Source organism: Nonomuraea sp. NPDC049152, assembly GCF_040648355.1.
In the GTDB taxonomy this organism is placed as follows: Bacteria; Actinomycetota; Actinomycetes; order Streptosporangiales; family Streptosporangiaceae; genus Nonomuraea.
The window spans coordinates 598544-612540 of the sequence record NZ_JBEZDO010000001.1 but is presented as its reverse complement, the minus strand read 5'-3'; the positions used below and the strand labels follow the sequence as shown (position 1 = coordinate 612540).

Here is a 13997-nt window from a genome sequence, read left to right as displayed (position 1 = left end):
GTAACATGTCCTCCAACCGTGGCAATAGCCGCGATGAGGACAGTGAGTGCGGACATGACAAGTCGCTTGCGCATGGGGGGTTCTCCCTCGCTCAGGTGGTGCTTGAAGTACATCATCCCAGGGAGACGTTGCCGTGACCACATCTGATCTGGTCGGACTCCGTATCAAGACGGTCCGCCGCCAGCGTGGCCTGTCACAGGCCCAGCTCGCCCACCCTGAGTTGTCTGACAGTTATGTCTCGTTGATCGAGAGCGGTAAGCGCACGCCAACCCCTGCGGTGCTTGAGCTCCTGGCCCAGAAGCTCGACTGTTCGCTCAGCTACCTCGTCAACGGCGTGACCGCCGAGCAGATGAACGACCTCGAGCTCGGCTTGGGCTACGCGCGACTCGCTCTGGAGAACGGCGAGGTTCACGAGGCTCGGACCCGTTTCGCCGAGCTTGTTGCGGACAATAACCTGACGGGTCTGACGTCCCTTCGTCAAGAGGCGGAGTACGGCCTGGCGCTCGCGACCGAGGCGACGGGCGACATCGCCGAGGCCATCAGGATCCTCAAGCGGCTCGACGGCGAGGACCTCAGCGCGGAGCGTCATGTGGAGATCGCGCTGGCGCTGTGCAGGTGCTACCGCGACAAGGGCGAGCTGGTCGCCGCCGTGCAGGTCGGCGAGCGGATCCTCTCCGGCGCTGTGCGCCCCGCCTGGACCGACGGCCTGGTCGAGCTGGGCGCGACGCTGCTGTCGGTCTACTGGGTGCGCGGCGACCTGCTGCGCGCCCGCCAGTTCTCCGCCGAGCTGCTGGCCGCCGCCGAGCTCCTCGGCACCCCGCGCTCGGCCGTCGCGGCCAGCTGGAACGCCGCCAGGGTCGCCGAGTCCGTCGGACGGGCGGAGGAGGCGCTCAGTCTGGTCGAGCGGGCCTACGCCATCCAGTCGGAGACCGCGACGGCCCCGCGCAACCTGGCCAGGCTCCGCGGCGCCGTTGCAGGGCACCGCGCCAGGCTCCAGCCGCACGACACCGACAAGCTCAGGGACCTGTTCAGCCAGACGGCCAAGGACATCGCCGAGACCTCGGCGGGCGTGACCGACCAGGCCATCGCCGAGCTCCAGCTCGCCACGGTCGAGCTGACCGCGGGCAATCCCGAGCGCGCGGCCGAGCACGCGAGGTCGGCCGAGGACCTCCTGGCCGACCAGACGCCCGAGATGGACGCGCACATGCGGATGGTCCTCGCCAGGGCGCAGGGCGCCATGGGCGACAGGGAAGAGGCGCTGGCCAGCGCCCGTGACGCCGTGCGGTTCATGGAGCGGTCCTCCACCTCGCGCCAGGCGGCCACCAAGTGGTACGCCGTGGCCGAGACGCTGGAGGAGCTCGGCGACGAGGAGGGCACCGTCGAGGCCTACCACCGGGCACTGGCCTGCGTCGGGCTGTAGCGACGTCAATACCGGGCAGGGTGGTGGGTAGCCTTGGGGATGTCATGAAGAGATCTCCGTTGGCGGCCCTCACCGCCCTGCTCGCCGCCCTGGTCGCCGCCGTCCTGCTGGCGCCGCCCGCGCTGGCCCACGACGCGCTGAAGGGCAGCAACCCGAAGAAGGACTCCACCGTCAAGACGCTGGAGAAAGTGGAGCTGGAGTTCAACGCCACTCCCAAGCTGCCGTTCGTGATCGTGCGCTCGGCCGACGGCGCCGAGGTGCAGGCCGGCAAGCCGGAGATCGACGGCAGGGTCGTGACGCAGAAGCTCAAGGGCGTGCTGCCCGACGGCGGCTACACGATCGCCTTCAGGGTGGTCTCCTCCGACGGGCACCCCATTGAGGGCGAGATCCCGTTCAAGGTCAAGGGCGCGCCGCGGCCGGCTCCGGCCGAGGAGTCCGCCTCCCCGGCCGCTGAGAGCGCGCCGCCCGGTGAGACGGCCTCGGCGGCCCCCTCCGCGGCCCCCTCCAAGGACCAGCTCGCCGCGCGGCAGCCCGCCACGCAGGAGCCCGCCACGCAGGAGCCCGCCGCTGGGCAGGCCGCCCCCGGCTTCCCCCTCTGGCTGATCATCGTGATCGGCGGGCTCGTCGGCGTCGGCATCGGCTTCCTGCTGAGCGCCAGGAAGAAGAAGCCGTGACCAGAACCGCGCGTCTCGCGCTGACGCTGGCGGGGGCGGCGCTCGTCGCCCTTGTCATCGGCATGATCGCCGGCGGCGCGGCGTGCCCGCGGATCATCCCCGGCCTGCCGGACGAGGGCACGCTGACCCGGTGGGGCCTGCCGATCTCCAAGATGGCGATGGACCTCGCGGGCGTCATCACGGTCGGCCTGCTGCTCGCCGCCACCGTCTTCCTGCCCAACGACAAGGGCATGCTCGGCAAGTCGGCGCTGCGCTACGTCCAGTCCGCGTCGTGGACGGCGCTGGTCTGGGCCGGCGCGGCCGTCCTCACCATGATCTTCTCGCTGTCGGAGCAGCTGGGCCTGCCTGTCGCCGACGTGCTCGGCGGCAACGAGCTGACCAGCTTCGCCAGCCAGGTCGGGCAGGGCATCTCGCTCACCCTGGTGGTGCTGTTCGGCGTCGCCATCGCGCTGTTCTCCCGCGGAGTGATCACCGCGGGCTCGTCGGCGGGCCTGCTGATCCTGGCGCTGGTGACGCTGATGCCGCCCGCGCTGACCAGCCACGTCTCCTCCTCGCCCAACCACGGTCTGGCCACCACGGGCGTCGCCCTCCACCTGGTGTCGCTGGCGCTGTGGGTGGGCGGGCTGACCGTGCTGATCATCCACGGGGTGCGCAAGCAGCCGCAGCTGGAGGTGGCGGCCAACCGCTTCTCCAGGATGGCCCTGTGGTGCTACGTCGGCGTCGGCGTGTCGGGGTTCTTCAGCGTTCTGGCCAGGCTGACCGCGATCAGCGACCTGTGGACCTCCGCGTACGGCGTGCTCCTCGTGGCCAAGACCGTCGCGTTCGTCGTGCTCGGCTACATCGGCTGGTGGCATCGCCAGAACACGATGGGCCAGCTCGACAAGGGCAAGCCCGGCGCGTTCACCCGCCTCGCGGTCGGCGAGCTCGTGGTGATGTCGGCCACCATGGGCCTGGCGGTCGCGCTGTCGCGCACCAAGCCGCCCGCCACGACGCTGCCCCCCGACCGCGCCTTCGAACTGCTCGGCTTCACGATGCCGCCGGAGATCTCGCTGGCCAACCTGGTCTCGCTGTGGTGGCTCGACCTGTTCTTCGCGCTGCTCGCCGCAGGGCTCGGCGGCCTCTACGCGGCCGGTGTCGTACGGCTGCGCCGCCGCGGCGACGCGTGGCCGTGGGGTCGCACCATCGCCTGGTTCGCCGGCGTCGCGATCCTCGTCATCGCCACGCAGAGCGGCCTGGCCCGTTACGCCAAGGTGCTGTTCAGCGTCCACATGATCGAGCACATGACGCTCGCGATGCTGGTGCCGATCTTCCTGGTGCTCGGCGCGCCCGTCACGCTGGCGCTGCGCGCCCTCAAGCCCGCCGCCCGCCGCGGCGACAGGGGCCCGCGCGAATGGCTGAACGTCATCCTGCACAGCAGATTCCTCCGCGTCATCGCCCACCCGGCGGTCGCCACCGCCATCTTCATCGCCTCGACGTACGCGCTCTACTTCACACCGCTGTTCGCCTCGGCGATGGAGGAGCACCTCGGCCACATCGCGATGACGCTCCACTTCCTGCTGAGCGGATCGCTGTTCTTCTGGGTGATCATCGGCGTCGATCCAGCGCCGCACAAGCTTCCGCACGTCGGCCGCCTGCTGACGCTGTTCGTCACCATGCCCTTCCACGCCTTCTTCGGCATCGCGCTGATGATGATGGGCACCGTCGTCGCCGCCGAATGGTACGAACAGCTCGGCCGTACGTGGGGCGCGTCCTCCCTGCTGGACCAGCAGGACGGCGGGGCGATCGCCTGGGGCTTCGGCGAGATCCCCACCCTCATCGTGCTGCTCGCGCTGGCCTTCCAGTGGTACCGCGACGACGACAGGCAGGCCCGCAGGGCCGACAGGAGGGCCGACGCGCTGGCCGCCCGCACCGGCGGCACAGGCGACGCGGAGCTCGACTCCTACAACGACTATCTGGCCAAGCTGAACCGCCGCGACCAGGTCGAGTAGCCCTCCGGCTACGGCCTTCTATCTTCACCCACGCGTCTTCCAGCCGCCCGGTAACCTTGCGGGCGGGGGAGACGGGCATCACGTTGGTGAGCCGTCGGTCCTGGCCATCGTGGGGGCGCCAGGGCACGGCTTCGGTGATCGCCCGCTATGTGCTCAGAAAGGCGAGTGCAGAGTTGGTGGATGAGACGCGCATGCGCGGGGGGCAGGGCCTGGCCGAGGCTCTCGACGAATATCTGACGGACTGGTCGCAGCGCACGGGTATCGCCGTGGAGGTCTGGGCCCTTCCCCAGAGCGACGTCCCCGCGACGATCGCCAGAGGCGTGCTCGCCGTGGTCGAGGAGGCGCTGCTCAACGTCGAGTTGCACAGCGGCGCCGTCACGGTCTCCGTGGCCGTCACCGTGGGCAAGCCTGGGCTGAGGCTGACTGTGAGCGACGACGGCGGCGGGTTCGGCATGCCGCACGAGCGGAGGGGGATCGCCCGCATGCGCGCGCTGATGGCCGAGCTCGGCGGCAACCTGTCCGTCAACAGCGTCCAGGGGGAGGGCACGACCGTTTCGGGCACCGTACCGCGAAGGCACTGATCCGGTACGGCACGCCGAGAGCGCGGGCGGGCTCGCCCGCGCCCGTCACGGGAGGGTGAGGATCTCGCTGCCGGTGTCGGTGACCAAGATCGTGTGCTCGAACTGCGCGGTGCGCTTGCGGTCCTTGGTGACAGCGGTCCACTGGTCGGGCCAGATGTCGTAGTCAATCGTGCCGAGCGTCAGCATCGGCTCGATCGTGAACGTCATCCCCGGCACCAGCTCCACCTGGTGCGACGGGTCGTCGTAGTGCGGGACCATCAGCCCGGAGTGGAACGTCGTGCCGATGCCGTGGCCGGTGAAGTCGCGCACGACGCCGTAGCCGAACCGCTTGGCGTACGCCTCGATGACGCGACCCACGACGTTGAGCTGCCGGCCGGGGGCGACCGCCTTGATCGCGCGCATCATCGCCTCGCGGGTGCGCTCGACCAGCAGCCGCGACTCCTCGTCCACGTCGCCGACCAGGTAGGTGGCGTCGGTGTCGCCGTGGACGCCGCCGATGAAGGCGGTGATGTCGATGTTGATGATGTCGCCGTCGCGCAGGACCGTGTCGTCGGGGATGCCGTGGCAGATGACCTCGTTGATCGAGGTGCACAGCGACTTCGGGTAGCCGCGGTAGCCGAGCGTGCTCGGGTAGGCGTTGTGGTCGAGCAGGAACTCGTGGCCGATCCGGTCGAGCTCGTCGGTGGTGACGCCCGGGGCGATGTGCCTGCCGACCTCCTCGAGGGCCTGCGCGGCGATCCTGCCCGCCACGCGCATCCGCTCGATGATCTCGGGGGTCTTGACGTCGGCCTCGCCGGTCTTCGGTTGCTTCTTGCCGACGTACTCCGGCCGCTGGATGTGGGCGGGAACCTTGCGCATGGGCGAGATCCGCCCGGGCTGGAGCAGTGTGGTCATGAAACCGAGTTTACGGGGCACAATTCACCCCGTGAGCGAAGGTCAATGGTGGTTCTGCCTCAAGCACATGCGCGTCGAGCCCGACCAGGGCTGCCCGAACAAGGACCGCATGGGCCCTTACGCCTCCCAGGAGGAGGCGGCAGGCGCGTTGCAACGCGCCGCCGAGCGCAACAAGGCATGGGACGAGCAGGATCAGGATGACGACGACTAGACGACCGCGTACGCCCTGACGGGGAAGGTGCCGAGGCCGGCGACCATCGGTGGCGCCGCGTGGAAGCGGAACCCGCTGTCGGGCAGCCCGGCCAGCCCGGTCAGGTGCTCGACCAGCGGGATCCCCGCGGCGAGAAGCAGGGTGTGGGCGGGGCGCTCGCCTCGCGGCGGGGTGGCGTCGATGTTGAGCGAGTCGATGCCGACCAGCGCGGGGCCCTGTTCGGCCAGCCACGCCGCGGCCTCGCCCGTCAGGTAGGGGTGTCCCCGCTGGTACTCGTCCGTGCCGAAGTGCCTGTCCCACCCGGTGTGGAGGAGGACGGCCATGCCGCGCACGTCGAGCCCGTCCAGCAGGTCCATGCCGACGCTGGGGCGGTCCACGGCGCGCACGACCACGCCCGGAAGGTCGGCCAGCCGGTCCACCGGCACCTGTGACAGGTCGGGGCCGTCGGCGTAGCGGTGGTGCGGCGTGTCCACGTACGTTCCGGTGTTGCACGCCATGGCGATGGTCCCGAGGTGGAACTCGGTGCCCTGCGCGTAGACCTCGCGGGAGTCCTCCCTGGTCAGGTGGGATCCGAGGACGGGGCCTGGGACACCGGGATAGGTGACCATGCCCTCCGTGATCCGGTGACTCAGCTCGACGATCATCCGTTGGCCTCCATGCGGTTCATGGGCTCATTGTGATGAGCGTCGTTGGTGCAGCGCAAATAACGAAATCTTCAGTTCCGGTTAAGCTGAGCTAATGGAGATCGATCCCAGGCGGTTGCGGGTGCTGCGCGAGGTCGCCAGGCGCGGCGGAGTCATGCGGGCGGCCGAGGCGCTGCATCTCACCGCCTCGGCGGTCTCCCAGCAGCTGGCGCAGCTCGAACGCGAGGTCGGGTTGGCGCTGATCGACCGGTCCCAGCGCAGGGTCTCCCTCACGCCCGCGGGGCGCGTCCTGGCCGGATACGCCGACCGGATCGAGGACGAGCTCGCCGAGGCCAGGCGGGAGCTGACCCTCTTCACCGAACGGCTCGCCGGGCCCGTGACCATAGCCGCGTTCCCCACGGTGATCACCCATCTGCTGGTGCCCGCGCTGCGGACGCTGGCCGTACGGCATCCGCGGATCACACCCGTGATCCGCGAGCTGGTCGGACCGCCCGCGCTGGAGGAACTGCGGTTGGGCGGGGCGGATCTGGTGATCACCGAGCGGGACGCGAGCCTGCCGACGCCGGTCAGACCCTCGCTGGTCTCGCGGACGTTCCACGTCGACGAGTTCCGCGTCGTGGTGCCGCCCGGCTGGCCCTCCGCGCACACGACCGTCGCCGAGCTCGCCGCGGCGCCGTGGGTGGCGGGGCCGCCCGACCAGGCCTGCGGGCAGGCGCTCGAACGGCTGGCGTCGCTGCACGGGTTCGCGCCCAACCGGGTCCACGTGATCGAGGAGTTCCCGCCGACGCTCGCGCTGGTGGCGGCGGGACACGGAGTGGCCATCGTGCCCGAGCTCGCGCTGCTCGACGTGCCTGAGGGGTTCGTCAGGGTGAGCGAGATCGCCGACGTCGGCGCGCGCAGGATCGACGCCGTCACCCGCCTGAGCCGCACCCGGTCGGGCGAGCCCGACCCTGTGCAGGCCGTGGTGATCGCGGTGATCGAGGAGGCGCTAGTCGACCACCTGAGGGCCGCTGACCCGCTCCAGGAGCCTGGCGAGCCGGTCCCTTAGCCCGGGACGCTGCGGCAGCTCGCCGGCCGCCGCGCTCACCAGATGCTGCGCGCCGTCGAAGCTCACGGGTCCGTCGACGGGGATCGCCAGCGCGTCGTGCGCCAGGCCCGCCAGGTCTGGATCGCCGCCCTCCAGCGCCAGGATCGTCGCGCCGGTACGCCTGGCGTCGTCGACCCGCTCCAGGAGCGGCACCGGCGCCTGCCGCTCGGCGACCACGAACAGCGTCTCGCCCTTGCCGGCCCGCTCGATGCGGTCGAGGCCGACCCGCAGATGGGGGGGCGCCTGCGGCGGCGGCTGCCACCGCACCAGCGTCGGCGCCAGCTGCGGCAGCCCGGCCAGCCGCGCCTCGTCGCCCAGGTGCGCGGTGAGGTGCCACGGCTCGTCGTCGGGCGTGCCGACCAGGAGCAGGCCCCCAGGCGATCGGGTGGCTCTCAGCGCCATGCCCAGCTCACGCGTGCGTTCGAGCCAGCCGGTCTCGGACAGAACCTCGCGAAGGAAAGCCACCGAGCCTGCGTCCATCCGTCCATGGTGCCTGACCTGTGACCATTACGCCGCCGCTTTCCCTCCATGGGGGACCTGGGTTCGGCGCGCGAACTTCGGTACTGGCATGATCTGCGATATGACTGACCTTCCTGAAGTGAGCGGGTTGACGATCGGCATCCTGGGCGGCACCGGCGACCAGGGGAAGGGCCTCGCGCGCCGATTCGCCCTGGCCGGACACCCTGTGCTCATCGGCTCCCGCAACGCCGGGCGCGCCCACGAGGCGGCCGAGTCCATCGGCGGAGGCGCAAGGGGAGCTGAGAACGCCGAGGTGGCAGCCGAGGCCGACATCGTGATCGTCGCCGTGCCGTGGGACGGGCACAAGGCGACGCTGGAATCCCTCCGCACCCCCTTGTCCGGAAAAATCGTGATCGACTGCGTCAACCCGCTGGGCTTCGACAAGCAGGGCGCCTACGCGCTGCCGGTCGAGGAGGGCTCGGCCGCCCAGCAGGCCGCCGCCGTCCTGCCCGACAGCCGGGTCGTGGCAGCCTTCCACCACGTGTCGGCCGTGCTCCTGCTCGACCCCGCGGTGGACAAGATCGACCTCGACGTGCTGGTGCTGGGCGACGACCGCGAGGCCACCGACATCGTGCGGGCGCTCGCGTTCGAGATCCCCGGGGCGCGAGGCGTGTACGGCGGGCGGCTGCGCAACGCTCACCAGGTCGAGGCGCTCACGGCGAACCTGATCTCGATCAACCGCCGGTACAAGGCGCACGCGGGCATCCGCGTCACCGACGTCTGACCTGCGATCCGGGGCGGCCCGGCCGACTCCCCTGAGCCCACCTCAGGCCGCCCTCCGCCTGCTCACCCCACCACACCCGGCCCCTTCCGGGACCGCCGGCTCTCCGGGACCGCCGGCTCTCCGGGACCGCTGGGTTTCCGGGACCGGCGGGTCTCCGGGTCTGGTGGGTTCGGGCCGGGTCAGAGCCAGCCCGCGTCCTCCGCGATCCTGATGGCGTCGATCTTGTTCCTGGCGCCCGTCTTGGTGATCGCGCCCGTGAGGTAGTTGCGCACGGTCCCCGCCGACAGGTGCAGCCGCGAGGCGATCTCCTCCGCCGTCGCCCCCCGGGCCGACTCCGCCAGCACCGTGCGTTCGCGCTGCGTGAGCGGGCTCTCGCCGTACTCCATCGCCGAGGACACCAGGTCGGCGTCCAGTACCCTGAGCCCCGCGGCGGTCCTGCGGATGGCGTCGGCGAGCCGGTCGCCTGGGGCGTCCTTCACCAGGAACGCCTCGATGCCCGACTCCAGCGCCCGCCGCACCTGGCCGGGCTGGCCCATCGCGGTCAGCACCAGGATCCGGCACGAGGGCAGCAGGGTGCGCAGGGTGGCGGCGGCGGTGATGCCGTCGACCACGGGCAGGTCGATGTCGACGATCGCCACGTCGGGCCGGACGTCCATCGCCGTGGGAACGATCTCGTCGCCCCTGGTCACCTCCGCGACGACCTCGATGTCGGATTCGAGGCGGAGGAGCGCGGTCAGGGCGGCTCTGATCATGTGCATGTCCTCGGCGAGCAGCACCCTGATCACGTGGGGACCTCCATGGTGAGGCGGAAACCGTTCGTGCCCGAGGGCGCGGCGGTGACGGCACCGCCCGCCTGGCTCGCGCGCTCGCTGAGACCGGTCAGCCCGTTGCCGCCGGACGACCCCGTCGAGGCCGGGGAGGCGCCGTCGTTGACGACCTCCAGGCGTGCCGTGCCCGGCCTGACCGAGGTGCTGATGGAGCAGGTGGTCGCGCGGCTGTGGCGCAGGATGTTCGTGACCGCTTCGCGCACGCCCCACGCCATCGCCTCCTCCGAGGGGCGGGGCAGCGCGGCCGTGGCCAGGTTGACCTGGCAGTCGACGCCCGAGGCCTCCAGCAGGGCCACCGCCCTGTCGACCTCGCCGGCCAGCGACATCTGCCGGTAGCCGCGCGCGACCTGCCGTACGTCCTGGACGGCCTCGCGGGCGACCTGCACCAGCTCGCCGACCTCGGTCTTGGCGGAGACGGGGTCGCGCTCGACGAGCCTGGCGGCCAGGTCGCCCTTCAGCGCGATGGCGGTGAGGCTGCGGCCGAGACCGTCGTGCAGATCGCGGGAGATCCGCAGCCGTTCCTTGAGCACCGCCGCCTCTGCCAGCTCCGCCTTCGCCTTGTCCAGTTCCGCGGCCATCCTGACGCTCCTGACCAGCGCGTAGACCATCGCGCCCGTACTGAAGACGGTGACGGAGTAGAAGAGCGTCAGCGCCCAGTACCCCTGCGTCGCCACGAAGAGCTGCCAGAACTGGAACCCCGTGGCGAGAGAGACCAGCGGCCACCCGACGCGCCCTGGCAGCATGATCAGCAGCGATCCGGCGAGGAGGGGCGAGACCACGGCGGACCAGCCGTAGGGGAGTATCAGGTCGGTCAGGTAGGTGGCCGCGACCTGCAACACGAGGGTCAACGGGAACAGCGGGGGTCGCTCGCCCCGCAGGCCCGCCCGTACGTGCAGGTAATGCGCGACGCCGATGCACAGACCGGCTGCCAGCGCCCAGAGGCTCATCGACACGGGGGCCAGGACGAGATAGGTGGACAGGAGATAGAGCACGACGGCCATCGCCGTGTAGAGGGCGGAGACAGTGGCGATCACGGTGATCGCGAGGCGGCGGGCGGCGTCGGAGGTCATAGTGCGCCCAATTATGACTTCCTGGGCTCCCACCGGAACCGCCGGTGGATCGTGACGAGCGCGATGGCGGCCCAGGCCGCCAGCTTCACGAGCGGGAAGACCAGATCGCCCGTACCGGTGTAGGCGGCGCGCGCTCCCTCCACGACGCCGCTGGTGGGCAGCAGGTTCAGCACGGTGCCCACCCACGAGGGCAGCATCTCGACCACAGGCCCGAAACCGCCCGCGCCAAGACCGGCCAGGAGGAACCAGGGCATGGTCATGACCGCGGCCACTTCTGCCCTGGAGATCGCGGCCGTCCACGCCGCGCCGAGCAGCGACAGCACGCCCGCGCCCGCCACCACGACCAGCACCAGAGCCAGTGGGTTGCGCGGAAGCGGCAGTTCCGTGACGGCGTAGAGGACGAGGCACACCGTGAAGGCGAGCAGCACGGCCTGGGCGGTGACGTTGAGCAGCTCGCCGCCGATGATCTCGCGGTCGTGCAGGCCGGTGGCGCGCATCCGCTTGAGGATCAGCTGGTCCCTGCGGGCCGTCAGCGTGACCGCCGCCTGCATCACCGTCGCCATCGTCATGATCATGGTGAGCACGCCGAGATGCGTGTTGAGCAGCTCGCCGGTCGCGCCCGGCCGTACTTTCGCCATCATGAACGGCAGGCCGATGCCGAGCCCGAGAGACAACGCCACCGAGGTCGTCAGCGTGACCTTGTCGCGCCAGTACAGCCGCCCGCCGAACCTGGCCACCGCCACGAACTCACGCATGGTCGATCCCTTCGAGAAACAGGTCTTCGAGCGACGCCGTCCGCACCTCGAGGCCGCGCAGCCGCAGGCCCTTCTCCGCCGCCCAGCTCAGCAACTCCTGCGCGGCCAGGTCGGGATCCTCCGCCCTGCAGGTGGCCACGCGGCCCGCCATGGTCACCGGCAGCGGCAGGTCCTCGGGCGAGATGCCGGAGGGCAGCTCGAACGACACCCTGCCCGCCTGCGCGGCCAGCGTGTCCGCCATGCCGCCGCTGGCGACGACCTCACCGCGGTCCATGATCGCCATACGGCCTGCAAGGCGCTGCGCCTCGTCCAGGTAGTGCGTGGTCAGCAGGATGGTGGTGCCCGAGGCGGCGACGTCGCGCACGACGTCCCAGGTGTTGCGCCGCGCCTCGGGATCCATCCCGGTGGTCGGCTCGTCCAGGAACAGCACGTCGGGACGGCCGAGCAGGGCCAGCGCCAGGTCGAGCCTGCGCTTCTCGCCGCCCGACAGCTGCCGCACCTTCGTCGGCGCCCTGTCGAGCAGGCCCGCCAGCTCCAGCACTTCGCCCGTCGGCCTGGCCGCAGGGGTGAAGTCGCGCCACGAGTCGACGGTCTGGGCCACCGTGAGGTCGGGGAAGAAGCCCGCCTCCTGCAGCATGATGCCGGTGCGCCGCCGTACGAGCCTGCGGTCCTTGCCGGGGTCGAGGCCGAGCACGCGCACCTCGCCCGCGTCGGCGCGCTGGAAGCCTGCCAGCACCTCGATCGTGGTCGTCTTGCCCGCGCCGTTCCTGCCGAGGAGCGCGAAGATCTCACCTGGGGCGGCCTCGAAGGAAATGCCCTTCACCGCCTGGAAGTCTCCGTAGCTCTTGGTGAGTCCGTTCACCTGGATCATGCGTCTGATTCTTGGGGCCGCCCCCGGCGGTGGGCAGTGAAGAATTCATGACTTGCCACGCCTTCCGGGTCGATGAGGTGGTGGGGCATCCGGACAGGCGCGTCACACCCCGCGCCCGGCGGGCGTCGTTGCCCATTCTTTCGTCCGTCCGCTCGTCGACGGTCAGGGCCTCACGGGCGGGCCAGGGTGCGGTCGGCCTGGGCCCGAGGAACTCCCACCCGACCCGTCCGACGACGCGGGGCCGGCCGTACCCCGGGCCGCCATGTTCGAGGCTTCAGACGATCAGGGTGTGGCGGGAGGTGGTGTGGTGGGCGTCGTCGTAGGCCTCCCACGCGGACGCCAGCGCGTCGACCGCGGCCGTCAGCTCCGCGGGCGGGAACAGGAAGTGCAGGCGCAGGTGGTCGGCGTGCCCGCCCAGCGGGTCGAACGAGCGCCCCGGCGGGATCGCCACCCCGTGCCTGAGCGCCACCTGGGCGAAGGCGTCGGCCTCACCGCGCGGGAGCCGGACCCAGATCGTCTGACCGCCGAGCGCCGGAGCGAACTCCCACGACGGCAGCTTGGCCCGCAGCTCGCCCAGCAGGTGGTCGTGGCCGCTGCGGAGCACCTCGACGCGTGCCCGCCGTACGTCGTCGAGCCTGGACAGCACCGAGACGGCCGCCAGCTGGGACAGCACGTCGCCCCCGAGGTCGTGGACGGCGCGCAGCCTGGCCAGGCGGGCGGCCAGTGGGGCGGCGGCGCGGATCCAGCCCACGCGCAGCCCGCCCCACACGAGCTTGCTCAGCGAGGAGACGGTGATGACCTGCTCGCCCGGCGTGAACGCGGCCAGCGGGGGCGGGGTGTCGCCAGAGAAGCACAGCTCGGCGCAGACCTCGTCGTCGATGAGCGGGACGTCGTGCGTGGCGGCCGAGGCGGCCAGCCGCCTGCGCTCCGCCGAGTCCATGATCGCGCCCGTGGGGTTGCTGGCCGTGGGCGTGACGTAGATCAGGGCGGGTCGCTGGACCGCGTCGACGCCGGACCGCACCACCGCGGCGGCGTGGCGGAAGACCTCCAGCGCGCCGGGGTAGGTGGGCGTCTCGGTCTGGACGGTGTCGCCGGGGCTGACCAGCAAGCCGGTGAGCAGGGTCAGCGCCTGCTGCGCGCCGGTGGTGACGATGATCTCGGCGGCGTCGGTCGGCAGCCCGCGCCGGGTGTAGTAGGCCGCGATCGCCGAGCGGAGCGCGGGATGACCGGCGGGGTGGTAGCCGAGGTCGCGGCGGGGCAGCAGCGTGACGGCCTCGCTGAAGGCGTCGGCCAGCAGCGGCGGCGGCTCGTCGGGCGCGGCGCAGGTGAGCAGCGTGACGCCGTCGGGCGGGTGGAGGATGTGCGACAGCAACGGGTTGCTGCCCACCTCGTTCGTCGTGCGGGTGGCGGGCAGGTCGGCGGAGGCCACGCGGGTGCCGCTGCCCCTGCGCCTGACCACGCGCCCCTCCTGCTGGAGCAGGTCGTAGGCGGCGACCACGGTGCCCCGCGCCACCGCCAGCCGCCTGGCGAGGACCCGGTCGGGCGGCAGCGTGGCTGCGGGCGGCAGCAGGCCGTCGTCGATCAGACCGCGCAGCTGGGCGGCGAGCAGCAGGTAGAGCGGGCCCCGTCCGGACGCCCACCGGCCGAGGAGATCCGCAAGATTGGCCTCATCCATGGACCAATTATCAGTGATTGGATCTGACATCGAACGGCGAAACAGGACATTCTTATC

At 71.1% G+C, this 13997-nt stretch carries 15 protein-coding genes; 7 read left to right on the top strand and 8 right to left on the bottom strand.

Going from position 1 to position 13997, the window contains the following annotated elements:
- Positions 1-133 precede the first annotated feature (133 nt).
- The 4 genes from AB0B45_RS03110 (at position 134) to AB0B45_RS03095 (ending at position 4663) form a co-directional block, all read left to right on the top strand.
- Complete coding sequence (locus AB0B45_RS03110) at positions 134-1420, top strand: helix-turn-helix transcriptional regulator (RefSeq protein WP_358124347.1); 1287 nt, start codon at positions 134-136, stop codon at positions 1418-1420.
- Positions 1421-1464: 44 nt separating this feature from the next.
- The gene (locus AB0B45_RS03105; protein ID WP_358124344.1) at positions 1465-2094 is read left to right on the top strand and encodes a copper resistance CopC family protein; all 630 of its coding nucleotides are present in this window, start codon (positions 1465-1467) and stop codon (positions 2092-2094) included.
- Entirely contained in the window at positions 2091-4082 is a 1992-nt protein-coding gene (locus tag AB0B45_RS03100) for a cytochrome c oxidase assembly protein (protein WP_358124341.1), read from the top strand. Before AB0B45_RS03105 ends, AB0B45_RS03100 begins: the two co-directional genes overlap by 4 nt.
- A 176-nt stretch (positions 4083-4258) precedes the next feature.
- A complete protein-coding gene (locus tag AB0B45_RS03095; protein WP_358124338.1) occupies positions 4259-4663 on the top strand; it encodes an ATP-binding protein in 405 nt (134 codons plus the stop codon).
- Positions 4664-4708: 45 nt separating this feature from the next.
- Here the strand turns inward: AB0B45_RS03095 and map are convergent, their stop codons facing one another.
- Complete coding sequence (map, locus tag AB0B45_RS03090) at positions 4709-5557, bottom strand: type I methionyl aminopeptidase (RefSeq protein WP_358124334.1); 849 nt, start codon at positions 5555-5557, stop codon at positions 4709-4711.
- Here map and AB0B45_RS03085 point away from each other — a divergent pair.
- Positions 5556-5768 (top strand): hypothetical protein, encoded by a 213-nt coding sequence (locus tag AB0B45_RS03085; protein ID WP_358124331.1) that lies wholly within the window; start codon positions 5556-5558, stop codon positions 5766-5768. The two genes, map and AB0B45_RS03085, sit on opposite strands and share 2 nt — an antisense overlap.
- Here AB0B45_RS03085 and AB0B45_RS03080 read toward each other — a convergent pair.
- Positions 5765-6412, bottom strand: coding sequence for a cyclase family protein (locus AB0B45_RS03080; RefSeq protein WP_358124329.1), 648 nt, complete (start codon positions 6410-6412; stop codon positions 5765-5767). The genes AB0B45_RS03085 and AB0B45_RS03080 overlap by 4 nt on opposite strands.
- 94 nt (positions 6413-6506) lie before the next feature.
- On the opposite strand from AB0B45_RS03080, the gene AB0B45_RS03075 reads away from it, so the two are divergent.
- Entirely contained in the window at positions 6507-7460 is a 954-nt protein-coding gene (locus AB0B45_RS03075) for a LysR family transcriptional regulator (protein ID WP_358124327.1), read from the top strand.
- Here the strand turns inward: AB0B45_RS03075 and AB0B45_RS03070 are convergent.
- A complete protein-coding gene (locus AB0B45_RS03070) occupies positions 7401-7979 on the bottom strand; it encodes a hypothetical protein (protein WP_358124324.1) in 579 nt (192 codons plus the stop codon). The genes AB0B45_RS03075 and AB0B45_RS03070 overlap by 60 nt on opposite strands.
- Before the next feature lie 100 nt (positions 7980-8079).
- Between AB0B45_RS03070 and npdG the strand changes: the two genes are divergently transcribed.
- Positions 8080-8742 (top strand): NADPH-dependent F420 reductase, encoded by a 663-nt coding sequence (npdG, locus tag AB0B45_RS03065; RefSeq protein ID WP_358124321.1) that lies wholly within the window; start codon positions 8080-8082, stop codon positions 8740-8742.
- A gap of 179 nt (positions 8743-8921) precedes the next feature.
- Here the strand turns inward: npdG and AB0B45_RS03060 are convergent, their stop codons facing one another.
- The 5 genes from AB0B45_RS03060 to AB0B45_RS03040 all read right to left on the bottom strand — a co-directional run bounded on the left by AB0B45_RS03060 (position 8922) and on the right by AB0B45_RS03040 (position 13940).
- On the bottom strand, positions 8922-9527 hold the full coding sequence (locus AB0B45_RS03060) for a response regulator transcription factor (protein WP_358124318.1): 606 nt from the start codon (positions 9525-9527) through the stop codon (positions 8922-8924).
- On the bottom strand, positions 9524-10639 hold the full coding sequence (locus tag AB0B45_RS03055; RefSeq protein ID WP_358124316.1) for a sensor histidine kinase: 1116 nt from the start codon (positions 10637-10639) through the stop codon (positions 9524-9526). Before AB0B45_RS03055 ends, AB0B45_RS03060 begins: the two co-directional genes overlap by 4 nt.
- 11 nt (positions 10640-10650) lie before the next feature.
- The gene (locus tag AB0B45_RS03050) at positions 10651-11394 is read right to left on the bottom strand and encodes an ABC transporter permease (protein WP_358124313.1); all 744 of its coding nucleotides are present in this window, start codon (positions 11392-11394) and stop codon (positions 10651-10653) included.
- The gene (locus tag AB0B45_RS03045) at positions 11387-12265 is read right to left on the bottom strand and encodes an ABC transporter ATP-binding protein (RefSeq protein WP_358124311.1); all 879 of its coding nucleotides are present in this window, start codon (positions 12263-12265) and stop codon (positions 11387-11389) included. Before AB0B45_RS03045 ends, AB0B45_RS03050 begins: the two co-directional genes overlap by 8 nt.
- A gap of 274 nt (positions 12266-12539) precedes the next feature.
- Entirely contained in the window at positions 12540-13940 is a 1401-nt protein-coding gene (locus tag AB0B45_RS03040; protein ID WP_358124308.1) for a PLP-dependent aminotransferase family protein, read from the bottom strand.
- Between the last annotated feature and the right edge of the window lie 57 nt (positions 13941-13997).

Bases quoted from the DNA above. Each gene is read 5' to 3' on its own strand.
- AB0B45_RS03085 (WP_358124331.1), top strand. From the start codon at position 5,556: ATGAAACCGAGTTTACGGGGCACAATTCACCCCGTGAGCGAAGGTCAA.
- AB0B45_RS03055 (WP_358124316.1), bottom strand. From the start codon at position 10,639: ATGACCTCCGACGCCGCCCGCCGCCTCGCGATCACCGTGATCGCCACT.
- AB0B45_RS03075 (WP_358124327.1), top strand. From the start codon at position 6,507: ATGGAGATCGATCCCAGGCGGTTGCGGGTGCTGCGCGAGGTCGCCAGG.
- AB0B45_RS03105 (WP_358124344.1), top strand. From the start codon at position 1,465: ATGAAGAGATCTCCGTTGGCGGCCCTCACCGCCCTGCTCGCCGCCCTG.
- AB0B45_RS03080 (WP_358124329.1), bottom strand. From the start codon at position 6,412: ATGATCGTCGAGCTGAGTCACCGGATCACGGAGGGCATGGTCACCTAT.
- AB0B45_RS03070 (WP_358124324.1), bottom strand. From the start codon at position 7,979: ATGGACGCAGGCTCGGTGGCTTTCCTTCGCGAGGTTCTGTCCGAGACC.
- npdG (WP_358124321.1), top strand. From the start codon at position 8,080: ATGACTGACCTTCCTGAAGTGAGCGGGTTGACGATCGGCATCCTGGGC.
- AB0B45_RS03045 (WP_358124311.1), bottom strand. From the start codon at position 12,265: ATGATCCAGGTGAACGGACTCACCAAGAGCTACGGAGACTTCCAGGCG.
- map (WP_358124334.1), bottom strand. From the start codon at position 5,557: ATGACCACACTGCTCCAGCCCGGGCGGATCTCGCCCATGCGCAAGGTT.
- AB0B45_RS03040 (WP_358124308.1), bottom strand. From the start codon at position 13,940: ATGGATGAGGCCAATCTTGCGGATCTCCTCGGCCGGTGGGCGTCCGGA.
- AB0B45_RS03050 (WP_358124313.1), bottom strand. From the start codon at position 11,394: ATGCGTGAGTTCGTGGCGGTGGCCAGGTTCGGCGGGCGGCTGTACTGG.